The sequence below is a fragment of the Nocardia sp. PLKS1-43 genome, assembly GCF_059510335.1.
Genome location: NZ_JCAJZQ010000003.1, coordinates 142,997 through 157,622, shown reverse-complemented (window position 1 = coordinate 157,622; position 14,626 = coordinate 142,997). Strand labels below are relative to the sequence as shown.

Genomic DNA, 14,626 nt, shown 5'->3' with positions numbered 1-14,626 from the left:
GGAACGCAGAAAGCCGCCGGATCTCGTCGACCCGGCGGCGTTCGTTCTGCAGCACTACTGCAACAGGTTCGCGAACGCCACGCCAGCCTCGCGAACCGAGGTGCCGATGCCCAACAAGCGCCTCTCGGCGAGTGGTCGCTCGTAGCGACGAAGGGTGCGGCCCGGGGCTGTCCCGGCATCGGCAACAGTGATCAACCGGGATGGGCCGCGATCTATTCCGGCTCTGCGGATGTGAGCTAGCGCATAGTGCCGAGGGGCGACGGATCCGACATAACGCCTGGTCATGCCGTGGTCTCACGGGATAGCATCGCAGGAGTCTGCCGAGCGAGGGGGAGTTGTGACCGACGATCCGGTTCTGAGCGAGATGCTGCGCATCCTCGAAACCAACCCGGAACTGCTGCCGGTGCGGATCCGGGTGATCGAGTTGCTCGCGGACCGTTGGCGGCACGCCGACGCGCTTGCGCACTGCGCGGCCGCCCTCGGCGACGACCCCGGCAATGCCACGGTGCTCGCACTGCTGCAGCGCTGTACCGCCGCGCTCGCCACCGGATCGGATGCGCCGACCGCACCGCAATCCGGCGGTGTCCCGACCGCAACGGACGGTGCCGCGAATCGACCAGGGGGCGTTCGGAATCCGGCGGATGATGCCGCGGGTGGGCCGGACCGTGCCGCGAATTCCGCGAGCCGGGCCGGTGGCGCGGCCCACGAGCTGGACACGAACGAGACCGGGGCCGAGGAGACCGCCCCGGATCCGGACGCGGACCTGCCGCCTCAGTTCGACTGGGCGGCGGCCGAGCGTGAGGTCGGAGACATCATCGCCCCTGCCTTCGTCGACGACGGCCGGGCCGACGGTGAGTTGTCCCGGAACCAGGACGGTGAGCCGCTCGCCCATGCCGAAGGCGATGTCGGGTTGTTCGAGCGTCCGAGTGTCGCGCTGGCCGATGTCGGCGGGATGGCGAACGTGAAGCAGCAGCTCGAGCTGTCCCTGCTCGGTCCGCTGCGTAATCCCGATCTGGCCAAGGCGTTCGGTACCAGTGCGCGCGGCGGGCTGCTGCTGTACGGGCCGCCGGGATGCGGCAAGACCTTCATCGCCGCGGCGGTCGCCGGTGAGCTGGGCGCGAATTTCTATCCGATCGAGATCGCCGACATCCTGGACATCTACACCGGTTCCAGCGAACGCAATCTGCATCAGGTCTTCGAGGTCGCCCGGCGGAACGCACCCTGCGTGCTGTTCATCGACGAGGTGGACGCGCTGGGGCACAAGCGAAGTCAGATGTCCGGCTCGGCCACCATGCGTACGGTGGTGAATCAGCTTCTCACCGAGATGGATTCGGCCACCAACAATAATGAAGGCGTCTATCTGCTCGGGGCGACGAACCATCCGTGGGATATCGATGTCGCGCTGCGCCGCCCGGGCCGGTTCGACCGGATGATCCTGGTGACGTTGCCCGACCGTGAGGCGCGCCGGGCGATTCTGCGGCACCATCTGAAGGACCGCCCGGTCAGCGGCATAGATCTGGCCGCGATCGCCAAACGCACCGACGGTTTCTCCGGCGCGGATCTCGCCCATGTGTGCACCTCGGCCACTCAGCTGGCGATGGCCGATTCGATTCGCACCGGCACCGTCCGGCCGGTCACGATGCGCGATATCGACACCGCGCTCGGCCAGGTCAAGCCGAGCGCGGGCGCCTGGTTCGAATCCGCCCGCAATGTCGTGGAATTCGCCAACAACGACGGCACCTACGACGAGCTGGCCAAGTACATGCGCGAGAAGAAGCTCCGGTGAGCCGCCGGTACCACCGGCACGAGCATGGCTGATCTGGAGCGGGCCAAGGTACTCGTCGAGCTGCGTCGGCTGGCCGAGGCCCGGGAGCAGTTGGCCGCGGTGCTCGCGGCCGAACCCGATAATGCCGAGGCCGCAACGTATCTCGCTCAGGCGGCCTATCTGGATCAGCGGTATCGCGAGGCCGCCGAGCAGAGTGCCGCGGCGCTGCGCATCCAGCCGCGCAACCAGTTCGCCATGCGGATCCACGCCCTCGCGCTGCTCAATACCGGCGATTCCGGACGTCGGCAGGCGCAACAGGTGGCACGTCAGGTGGTGGCGCTGGGGCCCGAATTCGCCGAGAACCACCGGATTCTGGCGATCGTGCTGCGTGAGTGCGGCGATCTGCCCGCGGCGCTGGCCGCCATCGACCGGGCGGTGGAACTGGATCCCGACGAGGCCGACATCCACGTCGCTCGTGGCTCGATCCTGCGTCGAATGGGCCGGTGCGGCACTCGATTCCGTCCGGGCCCGGCCGCCGAGGCGTATCACACCGCGCTGCGCCTGGAACCCGAGAGCGCCTATGCCGTGCACGATCTCGCGATCGTCGAACTCAACGGCCGCCGGCTGCGCAGCGCCCTGCGCGGGGTGTTGAAAGCCGCCACCATGGAACCCGGTTTGGGGGATCTGGTGCGCACCAACGTCGCGACGGTCGTTCGGCACGCGCTGCGCCGCATGCACTGGGTGCTCGTCGCCGTCGCGTTCGTGACCCTGGTCCTGGGCGGATTCCGGCTCCCGCCCAGTGCCGTTCCCGCCGGCCCGGACACCGATCAGACCGGCTACGGGTCGTCCGAACACCCAGCGCCGCAACTGGTTCCGGTCGGCCGGGGCGCTGATTCGGCGGGGCTGCCCGCACCCGAGGCGCCGTCCCCGCCCGGGAACCCGGCTTCGGTCGCCGCCCCGGGCACTGCGACACGGGGCGCCGGTCCGGCGCAGCAGGCCGGTTCGGTACCGGGTACGTCTAGCGCGCATGCGCCAGGTTCTGCCGAACCGCACGACCCCGGTGTACCGGCCGGACCAGGTCCATCAGTGGCGCGGGCTTTCGCACAAGCAGGCCCGCAGTCGTCGACGAACAAGGTTGGCGGGCAAGGGGATTCGCCGACAGATTCGTCGGTCCCCGGCGATCTGAACCAACTGCGCGCAACCGCTGATTCGTCCTCGGCGACGCACGACCCAGCGCGGCTGGAGACGTTGGCGCGGATTGTCGGCGGGGTCGGATTCGGGCTGATCGTCGTGGTCTCGGTGTGGTGGCTGCGGGCGGTGCCGCTGCGTCGGTGGCGGTTCGTGCTGCGGGCGGCATGGGCGAGTCCGCCCACGGCTCTGCGGTTGGCGGTGTTCAGCGTGGGACTGGTCGTCTGCGTGCTGGGCGTCGCGACCGGAATGCGCGTATTCCTGAGCGTGGGCGAGCCCGTACTCGTGGCAGTCGGAGTCATCCTGCGCCGTATTGCTTGAGGCCGGCTTCGCGGCGCAATGGCACGAGGGTCGCCCGGCCATGGCGGACCCGCACGGGCATCGGCGTCTCCGGCAGGACAATGGCAGCCCGCGAACGTGCCCACCGAAGTGGTGGCAGCGGGCGTGCGGGCGCTCTCGGGGACCGAGGCGCCCGCTCGATCGGTTACGGGTTACCGTCCGGGTCGAACCCCGGGATCAGCCCCTGATCGACGGCGATGCGGCTGAGCAAGGCGACTAGTAGCGCGCGTTCGTCGGGACTGAGGGCGGCGCAGAGTTCGTCCTCGTTCGCCCGGGCCGCGACGCTGAGTTCGCCGAGGAGTCGTCGGCCCGCGCGGGTCAGGTGCACGGCGTGCAGGCGGCGGTCCCGGGGGTTGCGGCGGCGTTCGATGAGGCCGCGTTCCTCGAGAGTGTCGGCGAAGGGGACGAATCGGCTGGGCGGCATGCCCAGGGCGTCGGCGAGTTCGCGTTGACTGCTGCCGGGGCGAGTGACCAGCAGTCGAAGCAGGCTCGCTTGGTGCGGAGTGAGGTCCAAGCCCGCGATGCCTTCGGCGAAATGAGTGGCCGCATGGGCTCCCACCTGCGCCAACAGGTAACCGACCCCGCCCGGTGTCCGGACGCCGCCGGCTTCCCGTTTCGTGTCCACCGCGACATGGTAGACGGCACAGAATCGTGAATCGAAAATATCGTTCAGATCTGTAATCATTATGCTCGGCTACGGTAGCCGCCCGCTGCCGGCCTGCGCGCGGTTGCGGCAGTCACGGTCCTGGCCGAGCGAAACTCGGTACGGCGATGCCGGAAGCGTTCGACTAGAGCAGACCCCACCAATACACCAAGCAGGCCAGTACGAAGACGACCGCAGTTTCCATCGTCGCTCCCAATCTAGTTGGCGCCTTCCTCACCCGTTCATTTCCGAGGATACGGCGATGCGCCGCGGACCAAGATCACAAGGGGGCAACGGATACTCCCGCCCGCGCCGGTCACCCCTCGTGCACAGGCCCGGCCGGGCGGTTCTCCGGTCCTGCGCGGGATCGCCGCCACCTCCCCGCGACGGCGATCCCCTAACGCACTCGGCGCGACCGGGCGGCGACGGATCCACACCCCTCGCGGCGGGATCGCGGCCGATATCCGGCCGCAGGGGTCAACAGCGGTGGAATCCGGTGCTACCGGTGTCGAAGAAGACGATGCCGCCGCGGACTTGCGGTGGACTCGAGGAGAACTTGCGAACGGGTGCGGAACCAGCTCAGGAAGTCTCGGCCGAGTCCACGATGAGCACGATCAGCTGCCGCTGGCGGTGACGGCCGTGATTGCGGGCCTTGGCGTCCGATGGTGCGGTAGGGCCACCGCACCAGGTGATCGGGCGGCGGGAATCGAGTTTGTCCAGCACCTCGGGCAGGGAGGAATCGATCTGTGCTGTGCGGACCACGCAGATATGGCACTCGGGGGCGAGGGTGCGATCGCGGAAACCCTGACCGGGCCCGCCGTCCAGCACCACGGCCCCGGCGTCGGCGACCGCGCCGGCGCAGGTGGTCACCATGGCGTCCGCGTCGTCCAATTCCTCGGCGGTGACCGGTGAGTCGTCGGTGAGGATCTGGTTGTCCTGCCGCTGGGACCAGGGCTCGAGCCATTCCTCGGGCAGGCCGTGCGGTACTGCGACCGTGGTGGCTCGCTGAGCGCGCAGGGCCGCGTCCACGGCGTCGGCGATGCCGGCTTCGCTCACCCGCGCGATGCGCGCGCCGTGATGTTCGAGACGTTCGACGAACAGTTCGACGATCGTGCTGCGATCGGCGGGGGACAGATCGGCCGCGCCGCGCCGGTGACCGGGGAAGAGGGTGACCGTGCGATCGTCGTCGGGCAGCGCCTTGAGGCCGTCGCGGACTCGGCGCAGGAATTCCTCCCGCGACATCAGCGGCACCCGCCGGGGGCCCATCGGCCGGTCGTATCGCCGAGCGCGGACTGCGGATCGGTGCCACGGATGACGAGCGCCGTGCGCATGTGGCGGCCCCCTTTCTGACCGGCTGCGCAGCATCGTGCGGCACCGGAATCCGGGGCGAGACGAGCTGTGCGGGTGGTGCTGGCGCACACCCGTGCGGGCGAGCGCGCTGGTGAAGATCTTGCCCACAGGCTACCTGGGGCGAGCGAGGGGTCGGCTCGAGGGACGCCCGGTGCGCCGCCGCGGCGGCGTTCGTGGAGCCGAATGCGCTGGTCGCGTTCAGTGTGCGGCGGTGCGGATCTGGGTGAGGAATTCGGCGTTCGTCTCGGTCTGACGGAGGCCGGTCAGCAGCAGGTCGACGGCCTGGCCGGGATCGCGCCCGGCGAGCGTGCCGCGCAGCGACCGGGTGGCGAGGAGTTCGTCGGGAGTCAGCAGCAGCTCCTCCTTACGGGTGCTGGAGCGTTCGATGTCGACCGCGGGGAAGCTGCGCCGGTCGGCGATGTGGCGGTCGAGCTTGAGTTCGGCGTTGCCGGTGCTCTTGTATTCCTCGAAGATGACGGTGTCGGCGGTCGAACCGGTTTCCACCAGGGTGGTGGCGATGATGGTGAGCGATCCGCCGTTCTCGATGTTGCGGGCCGCGCCGAGGAACTTCTTCGGCGGGGCCAGGGCTCCGGCGTCCACGCCGCCGGACAGGATGCGGCCCGATCCCGCGGACGCGAGGTTGTAGGCGCGTGCCAGCCGGGTCAGTGAATCCAGCAGAACCACCACGTCGCGACCGGTCTCGACGAGACGCTTGGCATGTTCGATGGCGAGTTCGGCCAGGGCGATGTGATCGCGGGCGGGCAGATCGAAGGTGGCCGCGGCGATATCGGCGGGCACCGCGCGGGACAGGTCGGTGACCTCCTCGGGACGTTCGCCGACGAGTACCAGCATCAGTTGGCATTCGGGGTGGTTCTTCGCGATGCCGTGCGCAATCGATTGCAGCACAGAGGTTTTGCCTGCCTTGGGCGGGGCGACGATCAGGGCGCGCTGCCCCTTGCCGATCGGCATGATCAGATCCGTTATCCGGGTGGTCATCTCGTGCGGCTCGGTCTCGAGGCGCAGGCGGTCCTGTGGGTAGATGGGGGTCAGATCGGCGAAATGCGGTCGTTGCCGGGCATTTTCGGGCGGTAGGCCGTTGATCCGGTCGACGCCGGTCAGCGGCGCGAATTTGCTGCCCTCTCGCGGTGTGCCCGCGGTTCCGGTGACGGTGTCGCCGCGGCGTAGGCCGTATTCGCGGATCAGGCGCGGCGGGACGTGGATGTCGTTCGGGCCGGGCAGATATCCCTCGACCCGCAGGGCCGCGTGGTTTCCGGTGATGTCGAGGATGCCGGTCACCGATGTGCCCGGCTCCTGGGTGTGAGTCGTGTTGTCTTTCATGGTTTTCTACTCCTGGCAGAAGGAATGAGTGGTCCGGCGGCGGATGCGCGCATCATGTGCGGCAGCGCTTCGCCGAAGGGGCCGTACCGGTTCGAATGCGGCGGATCGGAAACGTTCCGATCGGCGCGGATCCTCGAAGGTGCGGGATGGAGAACTCTTGTGGGAGGGACCGTGTCCACCTACATCCACAAGCTGCGAACGATGCCAACCATAGCCGCACCCACGACAACACGCAATGGTGCTTCGTTGTTCCCGGCGCGGCGGATCGGATCGCGCGAACGGCGAGGGGCCCGTGATCGGGTTGTCGCGAGTACGGGCCCCTCGGATCGAGCTGGCGATGTATTGCCTTGCGGCAGTTATGCTTCCGTCGTTGTGGAAGCGGCTTCGGGCTCCGGCGCGGTGTGCCGGAAGCGCCGAGCGCACGCGGTTCGATGATCAGCCCGATCAGCTTCTGGACAAGACTTGCGAACTGCAAATGTTCGGGTCAATGGAAGTTACCGGATTGTGGGTGTCGTCACAGGTGTGCCGGACCGGCGAGCCGTCCCGCGCACAGCAGCGGACCCGGGCCCGCGAGGGATGCGAGCCCGGGTCCGGATTCAGCGAATTACTTTCCGGCGGTGATGAATTGGGCCGCCATCTCGCCGATCATGTAGCACGGGGCGTTGGTGTTGCCGCCGGTGATGCTCGGCATGATCGAGGCGTCCGCGACGCGCAGGCCCTCGATGCCGTTGACCTTCAGCGTCGGATCGACGACCGCGCGCTCGTCCACACCCATCCGGCAGGTGCCGACCGGGTGGTAGACGGAGTGGATGCGGTTGGGCAGTTCGGCACGCAGCGCCGTCTCGTCCATCAGGTCCGGGCCGGGGGAGTATTCCTCGGTGATGTCTCCGGCGATGGTCTTGTTCGCCATGATCTCGCGGATCAGCCGGATGGCCTCGATCAGGAATTCGGTATCGGCCGAATCGGACAGGTAGCCCGGGTCGATCAGCGGCGAGGCCAGCGGATCGGTCGAGGCCAGGCGCACCTCGCCGCGGCTCTTGGGGTAGATGAGCGTCGGGAAGACGGTCAGCGCGGAGCGCTTGTCCACCATGTGCAGCTTGTCCTCGTCCTGGTTCGGCACCGGATAGCTCCAGGGCAGGGCGTGGATCTGCATATCCGGCACATCGCCGGTGGCGAATTTGGTCTTGACGAATCCGGCCACCTCGAACACCGTGCGGCCCATCCAGGAGCTGCCCGGTTTCATCAGCTCGCGCATGATGCCGCGGGCGAAATAGGCCGGTGTGCCGTGGTGGATGGCCTTCTCGGAGACGAATGTCATCGGCACGAACAGGTGGTCGTGCAGGTTCTGGCCGACCGGCAGGTCGGCCGCGACGTCGATGCCGAGATCGCGCAGATGTCCGGCCGGGCCGATGCCCGAGAGCATCAGGATCTGCGCCGAGGCCATCACGCCGCCGGAGACCACGACCTCCTTCGCGGCGCGGATGATCCGGCGGCCGCCCTTGGAGTCGATGACCTCGACGCCGATCGCCCGGCCCTTCTCGATCACCACCCGTGCCACGTGCGTGTGCGTCAGCACGGTCAGGTTCGGATTCGGCCGTTCGGTGATGAAACCGCGAGAGGAGCTGTAGCGCAAGCCATTTCGAACGCTCTGTTGGAAGATGCTGATACCCTCCTGCGATTCGCCGTTGTAGTCGGCGATGCGCGGGACGTTCAGGGTTTCCGAGGCGGCCTGCATGAACTGCTGCGAGATCGGGGTCAGATCCCGCTGCCGGGTGACCTGGATCGGTCCGCCCGAACCGCGGTACTCGCTGGCGCCCTCCTCCCAGTTCTCCAGCTTCTTGTACGCGGCCAGGACGTTCTCGTACTCCCAGCCCGTGCAGCCCTCGGCCGCCCAGGAGTCGAAGTTGGCCCGGTTGCCGCGCACGAACAGCATGCCGTTGACCGAGCTGGAACCGCCGAGCACCTTGCCGCGGGTCATCGGGATCGCGCGGTCGTTGGCGTACTTCTGCGGAATCGAATACTGGCTCCAGGTCACCCGATGCTTGAGCTGGGGGACGGTGTGCACCATCGTGATCATGCCCGGACTGGTCACCAGCCGGGTGTTGTCCTTGCGTCCGGCCTCCACCAGGATCACGCGAGCGCCGTTCTCGGCCAGACGGCCCGCGACCACGGCACCGGAGCTGCCCGCGCCCACGACGATGTAATCGGCCTCGCTGGTTCCCGCGCTGTGCGGAACGTCGGTCATGGTTCGTTACCTCATCCTCGAAGTAGTCGTGGGCGTCTGGAGGGCACTGCCTGGAAGCCACTGTAGAACAAGTTCTAGTTCCGGTGAAGATCCGGTTTGCCGTGGTCTCGTCGAGGAAGCGCTCCGGGCGGCGTGATCACTAACGGGGAAACCTTCCCGGATGCCTGCGGAGAGGGCCCGCGAAGTGCTTCAATCATAGGAACCCGTTTCATTTCCATCCCGGTTCGCACAGTCGCGAACGGTGAGGAGGGGTCATGCCCGAGCCTTCGATCCCCGTCGGGTTCGACTTCACCGACCCTGCTCTGTGGGAAGCGCGCAGTCCCGTCGCGGAATTCGCCGAACTCCGGCGCACCGCCCCGGTCTGGTGGAACGCCCAGGCCCCGGAGTACGCGGCCCCGTTCGACGACGGCGGGTACTGGGTGGTGAGCCGGCACGAGGACATCCGGGAGATCTCGCGTCATCCGGAGATCTACTCCTCGCAGGCCAACGGCGCGCTGATCCGGATCGATCCGAACGGCACTCCCGAGGAGCGGGAAGTGGCGAACACCTCGCTGATGCTGAACATGGATCCGCCGCGGCACACCAAGCTGCGCCGGATCATCTCGCAGGGATTCACCCCGCGCGCCGTGGCGAGTCTGCGTACGGTGCTGACCGAGCGCGCCGAGCGAATCGTGCACGCCGCCAAGCAGATCGGTGGCGGCGACTTCGTTCAGCAGGTGGCGTGCGAGTTGCCGCTACAGGCCATCGCCGAACTGCTGGGCGTGCCGCAGGAGGACCGGTTCAAGCTGTTCACCTGGTCCAACGAGTTGCTCAGCGCCGACGACCCGGAATACCGCGACGGCAAGCTGGCCACCGTGGAACTGATCGGCTACGCGTACGCGATGGCCGATCAGCGGCGAGCGCATCCGCTCGACGATATCGTCAGCCGGCTCGTCAACGCCGATGTCGACGGAGAGGCGCTGACCTCGGACGAATTCGGATTCTTCATGATGCTGCTGACCGTCGCGGGGAACGAGACCACCCGCAACGCGATCACGCACGGGATGAAGGCGTTCGTGGATCATCCCGAGCAATGGGAGCTGTACCTGCGACAGCGTCCGGCCACCGCGCCCGACGAGATCGTGCGCTGGGCGACTCCGGTGAGCGTATTCCAGCGCACCGCGACCCGCGATGTGGAGTTGGCCGGTCAGCACATCGCCGCCGGGCAGCGGCTCGGGTTGTTCTACAGTTCGGCCAATTTCGACGAAACCGAATTCGATGATCCGTTCCGTTTCGACATCCTGCGCGATCCGAATCCGCACCTGGGCTTCGGCGGAACCGGTACGCACTACTGCGTCGGGGCGAATCTGGCCCGGCTGGAGATCGATCTGATGTTCAACGCGATCGCCGACACCATGCCCGAGCTGCGCGAAGTCGAGCAGCCGGTGCGGTTGCGGTCGGGGTGGATCAATGGAATCAAGCACTGGCGGGTGAATTACGGAACGGCCTAGCGGAGCGAATCGGCGGTAGCATCTCCATTTGTGAGCATTCGAGAGATTCCCGTCAAAACCCTTGCCGACAAACCCACCACCCTGGCCGAATTGGCCGGTGACAAGGCGCTGCTGGTTGTCAACGTGGCCTCGAAGTGCGGCCTGACCCCGCAGTACACGGGTCTGGTCGAACTCCAGCAGACCTACGGGCCGCGCGGATTCAGCGTGGTCGGCGTGCCGTGTAATCAGTTCATGGGCCAGGAGCCCGGTACGGCGGAGGAGATCGCCGAATTCTGCTCCACCACCTACGGTGTCGATTTTCCGTTGCTGGAGAAGGTCGACGTGAACGGTGCGGCGCGGCATCCGCTGTATCAGGAACTCGTGCAGACCGCCGACGCCGAGGGCGCGGCGGGTGACATCCAGTGGAATTTCGAGAAGTTCCTGGTCGATGCGCAGGGCAATGTCGTGGGCCGGTTCCGGCCGCGCACCGAGCCGAAGGATCCGGCCGTCGTCTCCGCCATCGAAGCAGTTCTGCCGCAGTAACTTTCCGCGCGTACACCACGGGCCACACCGAATCGGTGTGGCCCGCTTACGGTTGCCGGTCAGCGCCGCCGGCGGCGGTAGCGCACCGCGCACGGCTGCTGCAACTGCACGACCATCTTGGAGTGGTCGTTGCGGTAGCTGTCCGAAGGCTGGGCCATCTCGAATTCCCAGTCCCGCAACAGAATCGAGAAGATCGCCTGCAACTGCATGGTCGCGAACGCCGCGCCCACGCAGCGGTGCCGGCCCGCGCCGAACGGGATCCAGGTCCAGCGGTTGAGCAGATCCTGCTGGTTGGGGTCGATGTAGCGGCCCGGGTCGAAATCGTCGGGATTCGGGAAGTCCTCGGCGATCCGGTTGGACACCGCCGGAGTGGCGGCGACGAGGTCGCCCGGGGCGATGAGGTTTCCGCACACGTCGAATTCGTCGCGGGCCACCCGCATCAGGATGATCAGCGGCGGATGCAGCCGCAGCGTCTCCTTCAGGGTCGCCTCGAGCTGCGGGATCTGGCGCAGCGCATGGAAACTCACATCCTTGCCGTCGGCGTAGAGCTCGTCCAGCTCGGTGACGACGCGGTCGAGCTGCTCGGGGTGACGCAGCAGTTCGATCACCGTCCAGGCGGCGGTGCCGGAGGTGGTGTGGTGTCCGGCGAACATCATCGAGATGAAGATGCCGGTGATCTCGCTGGCCGAGAAGCGCAGGTTGCCCTCCTCGTCCTTGATCGAGACCAGCACGTCGAGCATGTCCCGATCTTCCTTGCCCGCAGGCGGATTCGCGATCCGGCCGTCCATGATGCCCTGCACCAGCTCGACCAGTTGCGCGCGCGCGGAGTCCCGGCGGCGGAAACTCTCGATGGGGGCGTAGGGGTCGACATAGCACAGTGCGTCGGTGCCCTGCTCGAGTTCGTGGTACAGATGCGCGAATCGGCCGTCGAGTTCGTTGCGGAACTTCTTGCCGATCAGGCAGGCCGAGGAGGTGTAGATGGTCAGCTCGGCGAAGAACTCCAGCAGATCTATCTCGCCCTCGTCGTCCCAGCGTTCGACGATCGCATTCACCTCGCGCGCAATGGTTTCCGCGTGGCCGCGCATGTGCTCGCCGCGCAGCGCCTGATTGTGCAGCATCTCCTTGCGGCGCTCGGGGCTGGCGTCGAAGACCACGCCCTCACCGAAGATCGGCTTCATGAACGGATAGGCCGCGCTCTGGTCCAGGTCGGCATCGCTGGAGCGGAAGAAGAATTCGTTCGCCTCGGACCCCGACAGCAGGATGACATCCTTGTCCGCCAGCCGGAACGAGCCGACATCGCCGCACTCCGAGCGCACGCGCCGCATCAGCGCGATCGGATCGGTGCGGAACTCCTCGAGATGCCCGTGCTCGTGCTCGCCACCGGACACCTGCCGCGGCTTGACCAACGTCATCGTCAACACCCTTCCGACGTACCGAGCCCATCCTCATGGACACGTGTCTGGACGCTACTACAGAACTGTGAGCGCGACAACCCCGCCCGGGTCGTGGGCCGCGCGCATTCGCGATGTGATGGCTCATTTCGTGGCCGCGAGTGCGTCCCGATCACCGGCGAGAGTTGATGCGCTGTGAGCTTTTCGGTCGATCTACTTGCGATCTGTCGCCGAAATCCTCACTGGGAAGTTGAATGACAGGCTGGAAGGTATGACTCCGGATGACATCATCGAATTCCTCGACGGCCTCGAAAACGTGCTGATCGTGCGTCCCGGCCCGGGCGACGGCTCGCCCGAGATCAGCTGGGGGGACACGTTCTGCTACTACTCGGGCGACGGCAGTACGCCGAGCGCGGCGCAGCCCTTCGCGACGCTCGTCACCAAGAACTATCCGGGCGACGAGGCCTCGCGCCTGGATCGCCCCGGCGCGTTCCGGGTGAACATCGCCGCCGGGCGTGCGGAATTCATCCGGCGCACGGGTCGTAGTCCGCGCGAGACCGGCAGTGCGTCAATCGATTACGGCCTGGATGACACCGTTCTGCCGCATCCGGTGTACGGCTCGGCGGGCTGGCTCGCGGTGGTGAACCCGGGAGCCCGCACCGAACAGGTGACCCGCGATCTGCTCCGCACCGCCTATGACCGGGCCCGCGCGCACTACGAACGGCATCTCGGGGCGGGCCGGGACCGATGAATTCCAGGGCGGTGTGCCGTCGACAGTGGCATGACGACGCATACTCTCGACACCGAGGGCGCGAGGATTGTCTACGACGTCCACGGCCCGCTGCCCACCGCCGACGGGCGACCGCCGCTGTTCATGATCGGTCAGCCCATGTGCGCCGAGGGGTTCGGGGCGTTGGTCGCCGAACTGCCCGACCGCACCTCGATCACCTACGATCCGCGCGGTCTGGGCCGCAGTACCCGCAGTGACGGGCGCACGGACAGCGTGCCCGAGACCCAGGCGGCAGATATCCACGCGGTGATCGAGGCGCTCGGCGCCGGACCCGTGGAGATGTTCGCCAGCAGCGGCGGCGCGATCACCGCGCTGGCCCTCGTGGCCGCCCATCCCGGTGATGTGACGACTCTGGTCGCGCACGAGCCGCCGCTGGCCACCGTGCTGCCCGACGCCGAGGCCGCGATGCGCGCCTTCGCCGGAATGCGGGCGGCCTACCAGGCGAAGGGTTTCGGCGCCGGAATGGCGGCCTTCATGGCGGTGACCATGTGGAAGGGCGAATTCACCGACGAGTTCTTCGCCCAGCCCCCGGCCGACCCGGCCATGTTCGGTATGCCCACCGCCGACGACGGCTCACGTGACGACCCGCTGTTGTCCGACCGCTCGGTCGCGGTGACGGACTACCGCCCGGACGTCGACGCCCTCACCGCCGCCGCGACGCGGATCGTGATCGCCGTGGGCGAGGAGTCGGCGGGCACTCTCACCGACCGCACCTCCGCATGCACCGCGGCCCTGCTCGGCGGTCGACCGGCGGTATTCCCCAGCCACCACGGCGGCTTCACCGGTCCGGGCAACGGCTACCCGGGGCAGCCGGAAGCGTTCGCCCGCCGGCTGCGCGAGATTCTCGACGGCGATTGAAAAGATCGTCCCGACAACTGCAGAGATCGACTTCACCATCGGGTATCCGGTCGACGCCGCCCTTTAGAATTCGACACATGTCACCGATCTTCGATTGGGCTCGTCCGGAGAATGTGCAGCCGGAGCCGATCACTCTGGATATCTGGCGTGAGCTCCCCGAGGAGTTCTGCCGCCTGGTCGAGGTCGTCAACGGAGATGCGGTGCGGTGTGAATCGCCGACGCGGGCGCATCAGAAGGCTGTCCATCGGCTGCTCGGGATGTTCGAGGACGCAGCGCGCGAGTTCATGTCGGAGGATCCCTCCGCTTGCCTCGATGCCAACCACGACTTCGACATAGTGCTCTGGGAGGTGCCGCGGACGACAATCCGGCGCCCGGACGTCGCGCTTTTCGACTGTGTTCCGCCGGATGTGCGACCGGTGCCCGCGCGGTATCTGAAGATCGCCGTCGAGGTCATCTCGCCCAGCCATGTGAAGACCGATCGGCTCGAGAAGATGTGGGAGTACGCGGCAGCCGGGATTCCGTGGTACTGGCTGGTGAGTGTTTCGGACAGTGAGGTGACATCGATCGAGACTTACGCGCTCGACCATGGTGTCGGACACTACAGGCCGGTGCACGTCCTGAAACCGGGTACCGGGTTCGCGGTGGATCTGCCCATTCGGATTCAGGTCGATTGGAATCGGTTGAGTGACCTCGTCCTGTGAATTCCG

The 14,626-nt window shown here is 67.1% G+C and carries 12 protein-coding genes; 7 read left to right on the top strand and 5 right to left on the bottom strand.

Annotated elements, in window-relative coordinates; genetic code table 11:
• The first annotated feature begins 337 nt into the window (after window positions 1-337).
• Window positions 338-1,786, top strand: a complete 1,449-nt coding sequence (locus AC5WS7_RS12595) for an ATP-binding protein (protein WP_495954641.1) — start codon at window positions 338-340, stop codon at window positions 1,784-1,786.
• Between the two features lie 24 nt (window positions 1,787-1,810).
• Window positions 1,811-3,274, top strand: coding sequence for a tetratricopeptide repeat protein (locus tag AC5WS7_RS12590; RefSeq protein WP_495954640.1), 1,464 nt, complete (start codon window positions 1,811-1,813; stop codon window positions 3,272-3,274).
• Between the two features lie 163 nt (window positions 3,275-3,437).
• Here the strand turns inward: AC5WS7_RS12590 and AC5WS7_RS12585 are convergent, their stop codons facing one another.
• The 4 genes from AC5WS7_RS12585 to AC5WS7_RS12570 form a co-directional block, all read right to left on the bottom strand.
• On the bottom strand, window positions 3,438-3,917 hold the full coding sequence (locus AC5WS7_RS12585) for a MarR family winged helix-turn-helix transcriptional regulator (RefSeq protein WP_495954639.1): 480 nt from the start codon (window positions 3,915-3,917) through the stop codon (window positions 3,438-3,440).
• A gap of 597 nt (window positions 3,918-4,514) precedes the next feature.
• Entirely contained in the window at window positions 4,515-5,201 is a 687-nt protein-coding gene (locus AC5WS7_RS12580; RefSeq protein ID WP_495954638.1) for an LUD domain-containing protein, read from the bottom strand.
• Between the two features lie 282 nt (window positions 5,202-5,483).
• Window positions 5,484-6,623: a transcription termination factor Rho, short form gene (locus AC5WS7_RS12575; RefSeq protein ID WP_495954637.1), complete on the bottom strand. Its 1,140-nt coding sequence runs from the start codon at window positions 6,621-6,623 to the stop codon at window positions 5,484-5,486.
• 604 nt (window positions 6,624-7,227) lie between these two features.
• Window positions 7,228-8,868 carry a GMC family oxidoreductase gene (locus AC5WS7_RS12570; RefSeq protein WP_495954636.1) on the bottom strand — a complete coding sequence of 547 codons (1,641 nt, stop codon included), beginning with the start codon at window positions 8,866-8,868 and terminating at the stop codon, window positions 7,228-7,230.
• A 254-nt stretch (window positions 8,869-9,122) separates the two neighbouring features.
• Between AC5WS7_RS12570 and AC5WS7_RS12565 the strand changes: the two genes are divergently transcribed.
• Both AC5WS7_RS12565 and AC5WS7_RS12560 read left to right on the top strand, forming a co-directional pair.
• Window positions 9,123-10,358, top strand: coding sequence for a cytochrome P450 (locus tag AC5WS7_RS12565; RefSeq protein WP_495954635.1), 1,236 nt, complete (start codon window positions 9,123-9,125; stop codon window positions 10,356-10,358).
• 30 nt (window positions 10,359-10,388) lie between these two features.
• The gene (locus AC5WS7_RS12560) at window positions 10,389-10,880 is read left to right on the top strand and encodes a glutathione peroxidase (protein ID WP_495954634.1); all 492 of its coding nucleotides are present in this window, start codon (window positions 10,389-10,391) and stop codon (window positions 10,878-10,880) included.
• Window positions 10,881-10,939: 59 nt separating this feature from the next.
• Here AC5WS7_RS12560 and AC5WS7_RS12555 read toward each other — a convergent pair whose 3' ends face one another.
• Window positions 10,940-12,292 (bottom strand): cytochrome P450, encoded by a 1,353-nt coding sequence (locus AC5WS7_RS12555; protein WP_495954633.1) that lies wholly within the window; start codon window positions 12,290-12,292, stop codon window positions 10,940-10,942.
• 250 nt (window positions 12,293-12,542) lie between these two features.
• On the opposite strand from AC5WS7_RS12555, the gene AC5WS7_RS12550 reads away from it, so the two are divergent.
• The 3 genes from AC5WS7_RS12550 (at window position 12,543) to AC5WS7_RS12540 (ending at window position 14,620) form a co-directional block, all read left to right on the top strand.
• Window positions 12,543-13,022, top strand: a complete 480-nt coding sequence (locus tag AC5WS7_RS12550; protein ID WP_495954632.1) for a DUF6194 family protein — start codon at window positions 12,543-12,545, stop codon at window positions 13,020-13,022.
• 30 nt (window positions 13,023-13,052) lie between these two features.
• Window positions 13,053-13,919 (top strand): alpha/beta fold hydrolase, encoded by an 867-nt coding sequence (locus AC5WS7_RS12545; protein ID WP_495954631.1) that lies wholly within the window; start codon window positions 13,053-13,055, stop codon window positions 13,917-13,919.
• Window positions 13,920-13,996: 77 nt separating this feature from the next.
• Window positions 13,997-14,620 carry a Uma2 family endonuclease gene (locus AC5WS7_RS12540; RefSeq protein ID WP_495954630.1) on the top strand — a complete coding sequence of 208 codons (624 nt, stop codon included), beginning with the start codon at window positions 13,997-13,999 and terminating at the stop codon, window positions 14,618-14,620.
• Window positions 14,621-14,626: the final 6 nt, after the last annotated feature.